Source organism: Rhodococcus sp. IEGM 1409 (assembly GCF_030056735.1).
GTDB lineage: Bacteria > Actinomycetota > Actinomycetes > Mycobacteriales > Mycobacteriaceae > Rhodococcus_F.
The window spans coordinates 284,344-299,611 of the sequence record NZ_JASHKN010000004.1; the positions used below are offsets into that span (position 1 = coordinate 284,344).

Here is a 15,268-nt window from a genome sequence, read left to right on the forward strand (position 1 = left end):
GGGCACTCATCACCTATGTGATGAGTGCCCGTCCCGTTCCACATACAGCGATCGCCCAGAGGACGCTGACGAAGGTTCCCATGATGAACTGCTCCGACGCGTGCGGTTCGCGAAGTTCCGGGTACCGTGCGAGTCCCTTGACTGCCAAGACGATCGCGATGCCTTCCGGCCAGGTCGCGAGAATAGACGCCGCCACCGCGAGCCGCTCGAGTATCCCGATCACACGTCCGCCGCGAAGAGGTCCCGCATCTGGTGCCGGGCTCCCGTCCGGTTGGCGACGAGCGATCTTGAAGGTGGCGAGCACCAACGGTGCACCGGCCGTGGCGGCGGCAAGTACGCACAGGACGAGAGTCGCCCCGAGTGCAAAGCCGGTGACCGGGCTTGTTCGGGTCGATGCGAGCGCGGCAACACCGAGCGCTGGAAGAGCCACCACGGACGACGCCCATTCGGGCACTTCCAGTCGACCACGACTGAGCGGTCCCAGCGCCGCTGCCACTGCTGGTGCGGCGGCGGCGACTGCGAGTGCGATCAACGCCAGAACGACCATGTATCCAAGCCCCCTGCTGTGTCGACGAGTTGTACTGGTGCGAGCGTGAGCAGTCTAGGGCTGGAGTCTGACCAAAAGCCGTTCTGCGAGTCTGCGCCCGGCGAGTTCTGCGTGCCACCCGGCGGTCAGGAGTCTCTTGGACATGGCCTGCTTGGTGATTCCGAGTTGGGCGGCCGCGCTGACCTGAGTGAGTCCGCTGTCCATCAGAGCGATGGCTTCGCGCCCGTCCTTCGTCTGTCTCGTGACAATCGTGCCGAGCAAGGTGAACGCGGCATCGACGTCTGCGGCAAGTTCGTTGCGTGATCTGTCGGCCGGTGCCTGCTCGACGGCTATTTTGGCCGGCGCTCGCTTGGCGCGCTCGACGGCGACCCGCGCAGCTTCGAACGCCGGCCCGCGTCCGGCGCGAGTCTGCCGGGGGAGGGGGTGCTCGACTGGGCCGATCCCGATCCCGACACTCCAGTGTTCGCGCCGAATCAGCTCCAGTGCGACGAGGACGAGCGGCGCCGGGTCGTCGGTGACCGCTTGAATCTCGTCGCCTGCAGTGCGCTCGAACGGTCGAAGGAGTTGGTAGCTGGACAGCGCACCAAGAATCTCCCCGACGCGATCGACGTCCCGTCGGCTACCTCGCTGATCCACTGTCAGTACGAACATCAGTCAATGCTATGTAGTTGACTTTTAATAGTCAATCGTTTTGGGTTGACTCAATCAAATCAATCCCTTGAGGTTGACTATTGTCAGCGGTGGTTTCGCGCAGCGGAGGTTGGCGGCGAGCGTCGAACACCAGACCGGCGATGCCGATCGCAATGCAGATCCCCGACAGGATCAGGAGACGAGGGTCGGCTTCGCCGGAGAGTGCATCACCTAGAACGACGATCCCCACGGTGCCAGGCAAAATGCCGACAACGGTGGCAAGGACGTAGGGCACGATCCGGATCGACGAAATGCCGCAGCAGTAGTTCACCACCGAGAAGGGGACGAACGCGATCAAGCGCAGCGAGCCGACGGCCAGCCACCCCCGCTTCTCGATCCGCTCGTCCACCCGCCGGATCGTCGGACTCGAAATCCGTTGCCAGACGACGTCGCGGCCGATGGTGCGAACCAGGTAGAGGGCCAGAACAGCGCTCACAGTCGTTGCCGCCACGGTAAGAGCGATGCCGGTCACCGAACCGAAGAGAACGCCCGCGCTGAGGGTGAAGACGGTGCGCGGGAACGGCGCGACGGTGACTATCGAATGAACCAGGAAGAACATGAGGGGAAACGCCGGGCCAACCGAGTCCGCCCACTCGCGCACCTGAGACACGGTGGGATGTGGGGCGAGGAGGGCTGCGAGGAACAAAGCGAGCACTACCAGGACTATTGCGATCAATCTTCGGTCCAGCAGGCGTCCCATCACAGGTCACAAGGCTACCTGCGAACGGTGAACCGAGCCGACCGCACGCTGGAAACGATGTGCCGGAGACCATCCCGAATGCTGGAAATTCACGTGCTCCAGGCGACAATGAAAGCAGCGCTGTGACGAAAACCACTACGCTTTCGAGGTGGTGCGCACCTGCAGTCCCGGCCAGTGAAACGAACTCGCGAGTAACTCGCATACATGCTGAACAATCGCTAGGTAAGGACCAGTTGCACGTGTCCGAATCACTGAACACACACGCCGGCGGACCGGTCGGGAAGTGCTCGTGAACGGCGTCGTCAACGGCACTGTGAAGAACCTGACGTGATCCTCACGATATCTGAGCTCAGACGCGGGTTAGCATCACAGAACTAACGAACAATTCCGATTATCGGTACAGCGCTCACGCTAAAAATGAGAGGGAGCGGACACAGTGTCATTAGCTTCAGAAGCCGAGGCTGTCGAGCAGGCATACGCGGAGTGGCAGCGCTCCGTAGCCGGTGTGCTCGCCAAGTCCCGCAGAGTCGATGCGGCAGAACTGGGCCCCGAGCCGCAGAAACTGCTCGAAACCGTCACCTACGACGGCGTCACTGTCGCACCGCTCTACAGCCCACGCGACGAGCGTCCTGAGCAGGCCCTGCCGGGCACGTTCCCGTACGTGCGGGGTGTCGATGCTCACCGTGACGTCAATGCCGGTTGGTTGGTCTCCGCTGCAGTCGGAACCGCCTCCGCAGTCGAGACGAATCGCAGCGTCCTGGACGCCCTCGAAAACGGCGTCAGCGCACTCTGGTTGAAGGTGGGCAGGGGCGGGGTTCCGGTCACCGACCTCGCCGCTGCGCTCGACGGCGTGCTTCTCGATCTCGCGCCGCTGACGCTCGACGCAGGTGCGGAGGCCGGCGATGCAGCCCGCGGACTCTTCTCGCTCCTCGACGCGCGTGCCGAGGCCGGTGACGGCGTCAGCGATCGCGCCGGTATCCGCATCGACCTCGGTGCCGCTCCGCTGACCAGTTCGTTTTCCGGCTCAGCCGACGTCGCGCTTGCCGACGCCGTCGAGTTGTCCGCCCTCGCTGCAGCTCGCGCGGAAACTGTGCACGCGATCACCGTCGACGGCACGGCGTTCCACAACGCCGGTGCCGGGGATGCCGAAGAACTCGGAGCCGCGATTGCCGCCGGCCTCGAATACCTCCGCGCACTCACCGCCGAGAGCGGCCTGACCATCGGTGCTGCGTTGTCGCAGTTGGCTTTCCGCTACTCGGCAACCGACGATCAGTTCCAGACCATCGCGAAGTTCCGTGCCGCACGTCTCGTGTGGGCACGCATCGCCCAGGTCTGCGGAGCTTCCGATTTCGGTGGAGCGCCCCAGCATGCGGTCACCTCCGCCGCGATGATGGCTCAGCGTGATCCCTGGGTGAACATGCTGCGCACCACCCTCGCCGCGTTCGGTGCCGGTGTCGGTGGAGCAGACGCGGTGACGGTTCTTCCGTTCGACGTCGCGCTTGCCGACGGCACCCTCGGCGTCAGCAAGTCGTTCTCCTCACGCATCGCCCGCAACACACAGTTGCTGCTGCTCGAAGAGTCGCATCTGGGCCGTGTCCTCGATCCGTCGGCCGGATCCTGGTACGTCGAAGACCTGACACAGCAGATCGCCGCCACCGCGTGGGAGTTCTTCCAGGAAATCGAAGCAGCCGGTGGATATCTTGCTGCACTCGAGGCGGGAATCGTCTCCGGTCGCATCGCTGCCACCAAAGCCAAGCGCGACTCCGACATCGCACACCGCAAGACCACGGTCACCGGTATCAACGAGTTCCCGAACCTCGGTGAAACACCACTGTCCGCCGAAGCAGTCGAGCCCGGTCAGGCCGTCGCCCGCTACGCAGCTGCGTTCGAAGCGCTTCGCGACCGTTCGGATGCGTTCCTCGCCGCCGGCGGCGCCCGTCCCGCTGCGCTTCTCGCGCCGCTGGGCTCGGTCGCAGAACACAACGTGCGCACCACGTTTGCGTCCAACCTGCTCGCTTCGGGCGGCATCGACGCAATCAACCCCGGCCCGCTCGAGGTGGGCGCCGAGGCTATCTCCGCTGCCGTCAAGGCTTCCGGTGCCACCGTCGCCGTGCTGTGTGGCACGGACAAGCGTTACGGCGAGAGTGCCGCAGCAGCCGTCGCCGAACTTCGCGCCGCCGGTATCACCAAGGTGCTGCTGGCCGGCCCGGAAAAGGCAGTCGCAGACGTGACCGGCGATTCTCGCCCGGACGGATTCCTCACCGCCCGCATCGACGCAGTGTCGGCTCTGACCGAACTGCTCGACTTCATCGAGACGGGAAGCTCCAAGTGACGACACGAGAGGTCAAGCACGTGATCGGCAGTTTCGCCGAGGTCCCACTCGAGGACCCGCAGTCTCCGGCACCCACACCGCCGTCGGTCGAGCAGGCACAGGCGCTCATCGAAGAGGGCGCCAACGCCAACAACTACGCCGCCGAGCAGGTTGTCTGGTCCACCCCGGAAGGCATCGACGTCAAGCCGGTGTACACCGGTGCCGACCGCACGGCCGCCACCGAGTCCGGTTACCCGCTGGACAGCTTCCCGGGTGCTGCTCCGTTCCTGCGCGGTCCATACCCGACCATGTACGTGAACCAGCCGTGGACCATTCGCCAGTACGCCGGCTTCTCCACTGCCGCCGAGTCCAACGCGTTCTACCGTCGTAACCTCGCGGCCGGTCAGAAGGGCCTGTCGGTCGCTTTCGACCTCGCCACGCACCGCGGCTACGACTCCGATCACCCGCGCGTCGCCGGTGACGTCGGAATGGCTGGTGTCGCAATCGATTCCATCCTCGACATGCGTCAGCTCTTCGACGGAATCGATCTCTCGCAGGTGTCGGTCTCGATGACGATGAACGGTGCCGTGTTGCCGATCCTCGCGCTGTACGTCGCAGCGGCAGGCGAGCAGGGTGTCACTCCGGACAAGCTGGCCGGAACGATCCAGAACGACATCCTCAAAGAGTTCATGGTTCGTAACACCTACATCTATCCGCCCAAGCCCTCGATGCGGATCATCTCGGACATCTTCGCGTACTCCAGCGCGGAAATGCCGAAGTACAACTCCATCTCCATCTCGGGCTACCACATCCAGGAAGCCGGAGCGACGGCCGATCTGGAACTGGCATACACCCTCGCCGACGGAGTCGAGTACATCCGCGCCGGCCTCGACGCCGGGATGGACATCGACAAGTTCGCGCCTCGCCTGTCCTTCTTCTGGGCCATCGGCATGAACTTCTTCATGGAGGTCGCCAAGCTCCGTGCCGGACGCCTCCTGTGGGCCGAGCTGGTTGCCAAGTTCGACCCCAAGAGCGCCAAGTCTCTGTCGCTGCGCACCCACTCGCAGACCTCGGGCTGGTCGCTCACCGCGCAGGACGTCTTCAACAACGTTCCGCGTACCTGCGTCGAAGCCATGGCTGCCACCCAGGGACACACCCAGTCGCTGCACACCAACGCTCTCGACGAAGCCATCGCTCTGCCGACGGACTTCTCCGCGCGTATCGCCCGCAATACCCAGTTGCTGCTGCAGCAGGAGTCCGGCACCGTTCGCCCGATCGACCCGTGGGGCGGCTCGTACTACGTCGAGTGGCTCACCAACGAACTCGCCAACCGGGCTCGTAAGCACATCGAAGAGGTCGAGGAAGCCGGCGGAATGGCTCAGGCCATCAACGAGGGCATCCCGAAGCTACGCATCGAGGAAGCTGCCGCCCGCACCCAGGCACGCATCGACTCCGGTCGGCAGCCGCTCGTCGGCGTCAACAAGTACGTTCCCGACGAGGTCGACACCATCGAAGTTCTCAAGGTCGAGAACTCCAAAGTGCGCAAGGAACAGCTCGAGAAGCTGGTTCGCCTTCGCGCAGAACGTGATCCGGAAGCCGTCGAGGCCGCACTCGCGAACCTCACGCGCGCAGCAGCATCCACCGAAGGCGGCATGGAGAACAACCTCCTCGCCCTCGCTGTCGTCGCCGCCCGCGCGATGGCTACCGTCGGCGAGATTTCCGACGCCCTCGAAAAGGTGTACGGACGCCACCAGGCCGAGATCCGCACCATCAGTGGTGTGTACCGCGACGAGGCAGGAACGGTGAGCAACATCAGCAAGGCGATGGAACTGGTCGAGAAGTTCGCCGAAGACGAGGGACGTCGTCCCCGTATTCTCGTCGCGAAGATGGGCCAGGACGGTCACGACCGTGGCCAGAAGGTCATCTCCACGGCCTTCGCGGACATCGGATTCGACGTGGACGTCGGACCGCTGTTCCAGACCCCCGAAGAGGTCGCCAATCAGGCGGCCGACAACGACGTCCACGTAGTCGGTGTGTCGTCGTTGGCAGCCGGTCACCTCACCTTGGTGCCGGCGCTGCGGGAAGCTCTGGCTGCGGCCGGTCGGCCCGACATCATGATCGTCGTCGGTGGCGTCATCCCGCCCGGTGACTTCGACGAACTCTACGAAGCCGGCGCTGCTGCCATCTTCCCGCCCGGCACCGTCATCGCCGACGCCGCCAGCGGATTGTTGGAGAAGCTTTCGGCCCAACTGGGTCACGATCACAGCTGAGAAGGGGGTCACTGAAGATGGCACGTCAGCCCATCGACACGCCGTCGCCAGCGGCAAGGCCATCAGTTGATTCTCTCGCCGAGGCGGTACGTGGAAATCAGCGCGCCGGCCTCGCTCGGGCGATCACCCTCGTCGAGTCCACTCGCGACGACCACCGGGCCCTTGCGCAGCAGCTTCTGCTGAAGTTGCTGCCCGAGGCCGGGGGAGCACACCGGATCGGCATCACCGGTGTTCCCGGCGTCGGCAAGTCGACGTTCATCGACGCGCTCGGAATGTACTTGCTGGAGAAGGGGCATCGGGTTGCGGTGTTGGCGGTCGATCCGTCGTCCACCCGCACCGGTGGCTCCATCCTCGGCGACAAGACGCGCATGGCTCGGCTCACGGTCGAGAAGAACGCATATATTCGTCCGTCACCGACGTCCGGCACACTCGGCGGTGTCGCGAAGGCAACTCGCGAGACCATCGTGCTTCTCGAAGCTGCCGGTTTCGACGTCATCCTCGTGGAAACGGTGGGCGTCGGGCAGTCCGAGGTCACCGTCGCGAACATGGTGGACTGCTTCACGTTCTTGACCCTCGCTCGTACGGGCGATCAGTTGCAAGGGATCAAGAAGGGTGTACTCGAACTCGCGGATCTCGTCGCGGTCAACAAGGCCGACGGCAAGCACGAGCGCGAAGCGAAGGGCGCAGCCCGCGAACTGGCCGGAGCGCTGCGCCTGATCTACCCGCACGACGCGATCTGGAAGCCGCCCGTCATCACGATGAGCGGCCTCGAAGGTGTCGGTCTGGACGAGTTCTGGGGAACTGTCACCAAGCACCGTGAGGTGCTCACCGAAGCGGGGCAGTTCGAGGAGAAGCGTCGACAGCAGCAGGTCGACTGGACCTGGACGATGGTCAACGATCAACTGCTGCGCGGGCTCTCCAGCAACGAGCGGGTGCGTGCGATCCGGGCCGACGTCGAGCAGAGCGTGCGCGACGGTTCACTGACGGCGGCGTTGGCGGCGGGTCGGATTCTCGACGCGTTCGACGGAAGCAACTAGGGCGGAATCAGGAAATCCCGGGTATCCGAGCGCGGATACCCGGGATTTTTTTCTGTGACGAGCTATCGTTCGCGCTTGACTGCAGGCTCGGTGAGTTCGGTCTCGACAGCGAGTTCGACTCCCGTGAAATCACCTTCTGCTTCGGCCGGGGTGAGGGTGGACCGCTTCCACGCGTAGAACAGCAACGCTGCCCAGGCGGCGATGATGGTGAGGTATCCGGCCACCGTGACCGCTCCGGTGATGTCGAAGGATTTGAACAGCTTCTGCGCGTTGGTCAAGACGATCACGCCGCCCACTGCCGTTCCGAGCAACGTCGCGGGCACCCGGCTGACCAACCACGCCGCAAACGGTGCTGCGATCACACCACCGAGAGCGAGACCGGCAACAACGAGGAGGTTTCCCATCGACTCGTGACCGAGCCCGATGAGAAATCCCAGCGATGCAGCGGACGCGACCAGGAACTCCGACGCGCTGACCGAGCCGATCACCGTGCGCGGCGCGGTCTTGCCGCGGGAGAGCAGTGTGCTGGTGGTGATCGGGCCCCAACCGCCGCCGCCGGATGCGTCGATGAAACCACCGAACAGGCCGAGCGGGGACAGGAAGCGAGCGGTGTGCGGGGTGGTGCGAGCATTCGCGACGGCCGGTGGGCGGACCGAAAAGCGAAGAGCCACATAGATACCGATTGCCAGCAGAATCGTCGCCGTGATGGGGACTGCCGCTTCGGTAGACAGACCCGAGAGAACGGTGGCACCGATGAATGCACCGACAGCGCCGGGCACGCCCAGCTTGGCGACCAGCTTCCAGTCGATGTTCTTGAACTTCCAATGCGACACACCCGAAGCGAGGGTGGTGCCGACCTCAGCCAGGTGAACTGCGGCGCTGGCCTGAGCCGGACCGAGCCCACCGATCATCAGCAGGGTGGTTGCGGTGACACCGAAGGCCATACCGAGAGCGCCGTCGACGAGCTGGGCGCCGACGCCGACAAGGGTGAACAAAAGAAGGTTGAACATGAGAAGACAGACTCCGAGCGAAGAAGCGACAAAGTCAGGGGTGCAGGCAGCGAGAAATCGCCGCTCAGCAACACGCCTGATCGAAGCATGCGCTACGACGAGTGGGCCAGAACGCCATCAAACCGAGCGCAAATGCCGGGGAGGCATCGTGGCTGGAAATCTGCACGTCAGGGTCCTTCGGTTCTCGTTCGTTGGTGTTCTGTCCATGCGAGCATAGCCGGTGCCGCGCTCGATCAACCCACGGCGCGGGCGTAATTTCCCACTCGGTGGACAAGTCGATCGAAGAATTCGGCCGGATCGGTGCTGACCGCGATGTCCGCGTTGGGTTCGCGTTTCCAATGTCCGACCCAGTCCGCGACAGTGGTTCCGATCAAGAGTGGGCTCTCGGTTTCGACATCTACCGTTGCCGGTTTCAGGGTCGCCAGGGTCGGGTCGAGCGCGACGGCAGCCGCAAACGGGTCATGCATGTGAGCAAGAAATCCCTGGTCGTACTCACGATGGAACTCCATGTAGAACCGGATCGCGTCGGACATGTGCCGGATCACGCTGTTGGACGCGGAACTGCGGACGTCGGGGCCGTCGTCAGGCGAGATGATCTCTTCCGGGGTGCTCCCGCCAGCTTCGGCGAGCCGACGCACATGTTCGGGAAACATCTCGATGGATTCGGTGACGTTGAGGCCGCAGATGATCGGGCGTCGGTGCGCGGGTACTACGGAGAACGCGTCGAACACTTCCTTGGCGGCGTGTGGATCAACCGAGACGTTCCATTCCGCAGTCGGCGTCGTGTTGCCCGGATAGTTGAACGACCCACCCATCACGACCAGTCGTTTCAGCAAAGAGGGAAGGTCGGGTTCGCGTCTGATCGCCAGGGCCAGATTGGTGAGCGGACCCGTCACCAGTCCGGTGAGCTGTCCGGGGTACTCACGGACGAGATCCACCCAGAGGTCGGTGGCGGTACGAACCGACAGCTCACGGCCCGAATCGGGGAGCACGGCATGCCCGATCCCTTGTGGCCCGTGAGTCTCCTCGGTGGTGCGCAGCGCGATGACCAGGGGCTCGCGGGCACCGAGAGCAACCTCGATGTCCGGGGCGCCGCAGAGCGCGAGCCAGTTCAGATTGTTGGCCGCGACCTGTTCCACCGGAACGTTGCCGGCGGTACTCGCTATCCCCACAATCTCGGCCTCGGGGCTGGCGAGTAGATAGAGCAGTGCCAGCGAGTCGTCGATACCGGTGTCGACGTCGACAATGAGCTTGTGCACATCACTCATCGGTGGCCACCAGGATCGTCGGCGAGTGCAGGACCGGGAAGTTCACCGAACGAGCGATGAAGCACTTCGTGTGTGCCGGGCCGTGAAGATCCTCGGCCGTCTCGACCATCGACGCGTCGGCGACCAACACCGTCGGATTCAAGGTCACTTCGATGAACTGCCCACCGCCGTCTGACTCCTCGATCATGCTGCCGACCGGCTGATCGCTGTAGTCGAGGACTACCACCCCTGCGGCCGCTGCCAGACCGAGGTACCAGAGCATGTGGCACTGGGCGAGCGAGGCTACGAGCAGTTCCTCGGGATTCCACCGCTGCGCGTCACCGCGGAACGAGGGATCGGAGCTGCCGAGAAGCTCGGGCTTCCCGACCGCGGATAGTGCATGATTGCGCGAATATGCCTGTGTGCTGGACGTTCCGGATCCCAGATCGCCCGTCCACTGGAGGTCGAGTGTGTAGGTATGTGACTTCACAGGTCCATCTTGCCCTGAATGTGCCGGTCCCTCAGCGAGCCCACTCCGCCGGATCCGATCCCCACGAATGTGCCGGTTCCGGGTAGTCCTCGAACTCTGCCAACGCGGGTCGTGCAGTGGTCACGTCGCCGTGGGTGACGACCACATCGGCACCGGGAGCAGTCGGTAGGCCGGGGTGGACGGTTCGGCCGGGTGCATCGAGGAGACGAGCGCAAGTGCTTGCCAGCGACACGTCGACTGCGCGGCCACGGCCGTCGTGCGAGCGCATTGTCAACGCGTCGAGGATCCCTGCTGCAAGGAAGTACCCGCTCGCGTGGTCGAGTGCCTGCGCAGGAAGGGCGCCGGGTTTCTCTCCACCCTCGAGGAACGAGATACCGGACGCTGCCTGCACGATGCTGTCGAAGCCGCGCCGATCCGCCCACGGACCTTCCCATCCCCATGCGCTGACACGCCCGTGGATCAGGTGCGAGGGAAGATCTCGCCCGGTGAGCGCTTCGAGTGTACCCGGCCGGTAGCCGGTGACCAGCACGTCGGCGGTTTCGAGGAGTTCGCGGAACGCTGTCGCTCCCTCCGCGGATTTCAGGTCGAGAAGCGCCGACCGCTTGCCCTGGCCACTGTCGAGGTGCTGCCATCCGATTTCAGGGATCGCCGAGGGATCGATCCGCAGAACTTCGGCGCCGACCAGCGCGAGGGCACGGGTCGCGACCGGGCCGGCGATGACGCGGGTCAGGTCGAGAACACGTGGGCGCGTCGGGAGTGCGCGGGGTTTCCCCTCCTCACGTGCCCGGATGGATACCAGAGGCGCAGACCTCGCGGCTGCGCACTGCTCACTCAGGCGCCATTCGGTCTCGGTACGAACGCGGACCGCGATGGCGCCGATCTCTGCTGCGTGCTGTTCGATCGCGATGGCAGAGAGTTCGGATATACGTTGCGCCACTGCTTCTTTGGAAGATCCAGGTTCGAGTTCCAGAATCGTGAGCAGTCGGTCGCGATGGTGCGGATAGTTGCCGTGCGTGCGGACCCAACCGTCACGGGCGGCGAAGAATCCCGAGTACTCGGAGAACCCGTTGATCGGGTCGCCTCCGGTGCGGAACAGGCGATCGCTCGCAAAGGACGCGGCGATACGCTCGGGATTCAGCGTCCAGCGCCCGGCTGCTCGGTCAATCGCAGAGGCGAACGCCGCAACCGAACCCGCAGCGAGGTCGAACACCGGCAAGTGTGCCGCGAGAAAGCCCGCCGAGTCCGGGCATTCGATGTGCCCGCGCCGGTCGTCGGTGTGCACCCCGACGTCACGTTGGTATTCGTCGAGATAGAACCGGTACCCGTGATCCATGCGACGCCTTTCGGCAGTTCAGTAGCCGAGAAGCTCCCGGCACTTCTTTGCCAGCGTATCGCGGAGCGGCGCAGCACGATCCGCCAAGTGTTGTTGCTGACGCACGTATTCGGCGCGTCCGGCGGGAGTTTCGATGCGAATGGGGGAGTACCCGTACTCGGAGAGGTCGTAGGGGCTCGCGCGCATGTCGAGTTCGCGGGCCAGGAGCGCGTGTTCGAAGCACCGCATCACCAGATCCGAATCGACGAGCGGCAACAACTTGAAAGACCACTTGTACAGGTCCATACCGGCGTGCAGGCAGCCCGGCTGCTCGTGATCCGCCTGAGTCTCCCGTGCAAGGGGGAGCGAATTCTTGGGGGCCGCGTCCGGTGTGAAGAACCGGAACGCGTCGTAGTGCGTGCATTTGAGGGGCAAGGATTCGACGACCGCGTCGGTACCCGCGAATCCGAGCCGCAACGGCACGGATTGGTGGCGGATCGCGTCCTCGCCGCCTCGGTACACCATCGCCCATTCGTGGAGGCCGAAACAGCCCAGCGCAGCGGGCCGCGCAGACGTCCGGTTTAACAGATTCCACACGAATTCGACAGTGTGACGGCGACGCTCCAACACTGAATCCTCGACCGTCGCGGTACCCGAATCGACGCGGTAGCCGGAGAAAGCTGCGTATTCACCGGCATTCTCGAGTGCGACTCCGTAGCCGGGGTGCCAGCGCCGCAGTTGAGCGGGCTTGAAGTTGTAGTACGTGAAGAGGAAGTCGTGCACCGGGTGAGAGATACCGGCGCTACGACGCGCTCGGTGCGGCTCGACGAGCTTCTCCACCTTCTCGAGATGGAGTGCCCGCCGAGCCGTCCACTCGCTCTGCGCGAGTGCGAGTGAGTGCACCGAACGTGTCATCGATCAGCTGTTTCGTTGTCCGGGAACAGCATCCGTGCCGCGGTGGGTGCCGTCGCGAACCGTGCCGACGTACTCCTCGAGGAGATCCTCGAGCGCGACGATACCGATCACCACTCCGTCGGCGTCGGTGACTGCACCGAGGTGCGAGCTGGCCCGACGAAGGCCGGCCAACGCTTCGGCCAGCGGCGTGCTGAGCGGAACGATGGGCAGCGGGCGGATGTCCGACGTCGGAACGACGGTGTCCGGTCCGGCAGCTTCGTCCAGAACCTCGTCGAGCACGTCCTTGAGGTGCACGTACCCAGCCAGGGATCCGTCGCTCGCCCGCACCGGGTACCGCGAGTATCCGGTCTCGATGACCGCACGCTCGATCTCACCCAGTGTTGTTCCCGACGGAGTGAGGGGAATGGTCCGAACCTTGTCGAGAGTGATCAGAACCTCGGACACCGTGCGATCGGTCGATTCGAGAGCCTGCTTCAACCGCCGGTGTTCTTCGGCGTCGATCAGACCTTCGGATCGCGATTCACCGATCATCGCGGACAACTCCACCGCTGAGACCGTGACGTCGAGTTCGTCCTTCGGCTCGACGCGCAGGAGCTTCAGCACGCCGTTTGCGCACAGGTTGTAGAACGCGATGATCGGGCGAGCGATCTTGATGAAGGCCAGATGCACAGGAACGAGCAGCATGGCCGTCTTCTCGGGGCCGGCCAACGCGATGTTCTTCGGAACCATCTCGCCGAGCAGGATGTGCAGAACGACGACGAGCGACAGCGCGATCGCGAACGAGATCGGGTGCAGCAATCCGTCGGGCAGACCGACGGCTTCCATCGGCACCTCGAGGAGATGCGCAATGGCAGGTTCGGCGACCTTACCCAGGAGGATCGAGCAGATCGTGATACCCAGCTGAGCCGCCGCAAGCATCAGCGACAGGTTCTCACCGGCCTTGATGACTGTGAGTGCCCGCTTCTTGCCTTGCGCGACCAGTGCCTCGAGACGGTCACGGCGAGCGGAGATCAGCGCGAATTCCGCGCCGACAAAGAATGCGTTGCTCGCGAGCAGCACGACGGTGAGGAGAACGCCGAAGAGGTTATTCATCGTCGGACTCCTTCTTGTCGTAGTCGGCGGATTCGGGTTCGACGTCCGCCGGGACCGGTGTGATGGTCACTCGGTCGATGCGACGGCCGTCCATGCTGGTCACGCGGGCGATCCACTTTCCGCGGGAATCCCCGGACGAGTCGACGTCGGGCAACTCCACTTCGTCATCTTCCTCGGGGATGCGCCCCAGTTCGGTGAGCACCAATCCGCCGAGGGTGTCGTAGTCGCCTTCAGGAGCGGTGTATCCGGTAGCCGAAGTGACCTCGTCGATACGCAGGAGACCGGAGCACGACCATCCGTCGCCGACGCGTTGCACGTCCAGCTCCGGTTCGTCGTGTTCGTCGCGCACATCGCCGACGATTTCCTCGATGAGGTCTTCCATCGTGACGATGCCCGCAGTTCCGCCGTATTCGTCGACGACCAGAGCGACCTGCATGCCGTCCGAGCGGATCCGCTCCATGACGGTGTCACCGTCCAGGCTCGACGGCACGACCGGAACCCGTTGAGCCAGACTGTCGACTCGCGTCGTGCGCCTACGCTCGGCGGGAACCGTGAACGCGTGCTTGATGTGTACGACGCCGACCGTGTCGTCCAGATCGCCGCGAACGACAGGGAAGCGCGAGTAGCCGGTCCGCGACGCCGTCACGATCAGGTCTGCCACGGTGTCCGAGAGTTCGAGCGATTCGATCTTCACTCGCGGGGTCATCAGTTCTTCCGCGGTGCGGTCACCGAACTGCAGCGAACGGTCGACGAGCATCGCCGTGCCCTTGTCGATGGAACCGCGCTGCGCGGACGTCCGCACGAGGGATCCGAGTTCCTGCGGTGAGCGCGCCGAGCGCAGTTCCTCCGCGGGTTCGATGCCCAGGCGTCGCACGATCCAGTTTGCAGTTCCGTTGAGACCGTTGATGGCCCACTTGAAGATCAACGAGAAGCCTGCCTGCAGGCCCGCAGTTGCGCGGGCGGTGGGCATCGGCTTGGAGATTGCGAGGTTCTTGGGTACGAGCTCGCCGAAGATCATCGAGAACGACGTCGCGAGCACCAGCGCCAAGATCAAAGACGTTGTCGAGGCAGCGGATTCGCTGAGTCCGACGGCCTTCGCAACCGGTGTGATGAACCGCGCCAGAACGGGCTCGGCCAGGTAACCGGTGATCAGTGTGGTGATCGTGATGCCGAGTTGGGCACCGGAGAGCTGGAACGAGAGAGTCTTGTGCGCGTGTTGAACCTGGCGCGAGCGTCGGTCGCCGTCGCGAGCGGCTTCGTCGACGGTACTGCGCTCGAGCGCGGTCAGTGAGAATTCGGCCGCCACGAAGAGGGCGGTGCCTGCAGTCAGCGCGATGAAGCCGAAGAGGCTGAGAATGGTGAAAACGATGTCCATGTGTCATCGCCACCTGAGTTGTGCACGGAGGCCGCCGGGTTTGTCTCCCGGCTCGCTAGAGGAGCCCTCCGAACCGGCGGAATCAGACGATTCCTCGGATAAAACGACGGGTGTAGCGCCGGGTAAGTGTGTGGGTGCCTCGGGCACCGGGTTCCTCTCGTCAGAGCCGAGGATTTCTCGGCTGTAGCGGGCTCGGTCGGGTCGCCGAAGGGCACCCGACCGAGTTTTATTTTTGGTTTACGGAACCAATGATACCGGCGGGTGCCCAGGAG

13 protein-coding genes are annotated in these 15,268 nt (G+C 64.1%); 3 read left to right on the top strand and 10 right to left on the bottom strand.

What is annotated here, in order from left to right; all coding sequences use genetic code 11:
* Positions 1-13: 13 nt before the first annotated feature.
* The 3 genes from QM716_RS14065 to QM716_RS14075 are packed head-to-tail and all read right to left on the bottom strand — an operon-like array spanning position 14 to position 1,937.
* On the bottom strand, positions 14-547 hold the full coding sequence (locus QM716_RS14065; protein ID WP_095970155.1) for a hypothetical protein: 534 nt from the start codon (positions 545-547) through the stop codon (positions 14-16).
* Positions 548-601: 54 nt separating this feature from the next.
* On the bottom strand, positions 602-1,198 hold the full coding sequence (locus QM716_RS14070) for a hypothetical protein (protein WP_283304686.1): 597 nt from the start codon (positions 1,196-1,198) through the stop codon (positions 602-604).
* A gap of 31 nt (positions 1,199-1,229) precedes the next feature.
* Complete coding sequence (locus tag QM716_RS14075) at positions 1,230-1,937, bottom strand: TVP38/TMEM64 family protein (protein ID WP_283304839.1); 708 nt, start codon at positions 1,935-1,937, stop codon at positions 1,230-1,232.
* Positions 1,938-2,373: 436 nt separating this feature from the next.
* On the opposite strand from QM716_RS14075, the gene mutA reads away from it, so the two are divergent.
* Genes mutA through meaB form a run of 3 tightly spaced genes read left to right on the top strand, consistent with a single transcriptional unit; the run spans position 2,374 to position 7,555 of the window.
* On the top strand, positions 2,374-4,269 hold the full coding sequence (gene mutA, locus QM716_RS14080) for a methylmalonyl-CoA mutase small subunit (protein WP_283304687.1): 1,896 nt from the start codon (positions 2,374-2,376) through the stop codon (positions 4,267-4,269).
* Positions 4,266-6,518 (top strand): methylmalonyl-CoA mutase, encoded by a 2,253-nt coding sequence (scpA, locus tag QM716_RS14085; RefSeq protein ID WP_230815605.1) that lies wholly within the window; start codon positions 4,266-4,268, stop codon positions 6,516-6,518. Before mutA ends, scpA begins: the two co-directional genes overlap by 4 nt.
* Positions 6,519-6,535: 17 nt before the next feature.
* Entirely contained in the window at positions 6,536-7,555 is a 1,020-nt protein-coding gene (gene meaB, locus QM716_RS14090) for a methylmalonyl Co-A mutase-associated GTPase MeaB (protein ID WP_283304688.1), read from the top strand.
* A gap of 62 nt (positions 7,556-7,617) precedes the next feature.
* Here meaB and QM716_RS14095 read toward each other — a convergent pair whose 3' ends face one another.
* From QM716_RS14095 to QM716_RS14125, 7 genes are all read right to left on the bottom strand, one after another.
* Complete coding sequence (locus QM716_RS14095; protein WP_283304689.1) at positions 7,618-8,565, bottom strand: sulfite exporter TauE/SafE family protein; 948 nt, start codon at positions 8,563-8,565, stop codon at positions 7,618-7,620.
* Between the two features lie 233 nt (positions 8,566-8,798).
* On the bottom strand, positions 8,799-9,833 hold the full coding sequence (locus tag QM716_RS14100) for a nucleoside hydrolase (protein WP_283304690.1): 1,035 nt from the start codon (positions 9,831-9,833) through the stop codon (positions 8,799-8,801).
* Positions 9,826-10,302, bottom strand: a complete 477-nt coding sequence (locus QM716_RS14105; RefSeq protein ID WP_283304691.1) for an OsmC family protein — start codon at positions 10,300-10,302, stop codon at positions 9,826-9,828. The genes QM716_RS14100 and QM716_RS14105 overlap by 8 nt, the downstream gene beginning before the upstream one ends.
* Before the next feature lie 31 nt (positions 10,303-10,333).
* On the bottom strand, positions 10,334-11,635 hold the full coding sequence (locus QM716_RS14110) for a CoA transferase (protein ID WP_283304692.1): 1,302 nt from the start codon (positions 11,633-11,635) through the stop codon (positions 10,334-10,336).
* 18 nt (positions 11,636-11,653) lie between these two features.
* A complete protein-coding gene (locus QM716_RS14115) occupies positions 11,654-12,529 on the bottom strand; it encodes a 3-methyladenine DNA glycosylase (protein WP_283304693.1) in 876 nt (291 codons plus the stop codon).
* 3 nt (positions 12,530-12,532) lie between these two features.
* Complete coding sequence (locus tag QM716_RS14120; protein ID WP_230815612.1) at positions 12,533-13,621, bottom strand: hemolysin family protein; 1,089 nt, start codon at positions 13,619-13,621, stop codon at positions 12,533-12,535.
* The gene (locus tag QM716_RS14125) at positions 13,614-14,996 is read right to left on the bottom strand and encodes a hemolysin family protein (RefSeq protein ID WP_283304694.1); all 1,383 of its coding nucleotides are present in this window, start codon (positions 14,994-14,996) and stop codon (positions 13,614-13,616) included. The genes QM716_RS14120 and QM716_RS14125 overlap by 8 nt, the downstream gene beginning before the upstream one ends.
* Positions 14,997-15,268 lie beyond the last annotated feature (272 nt).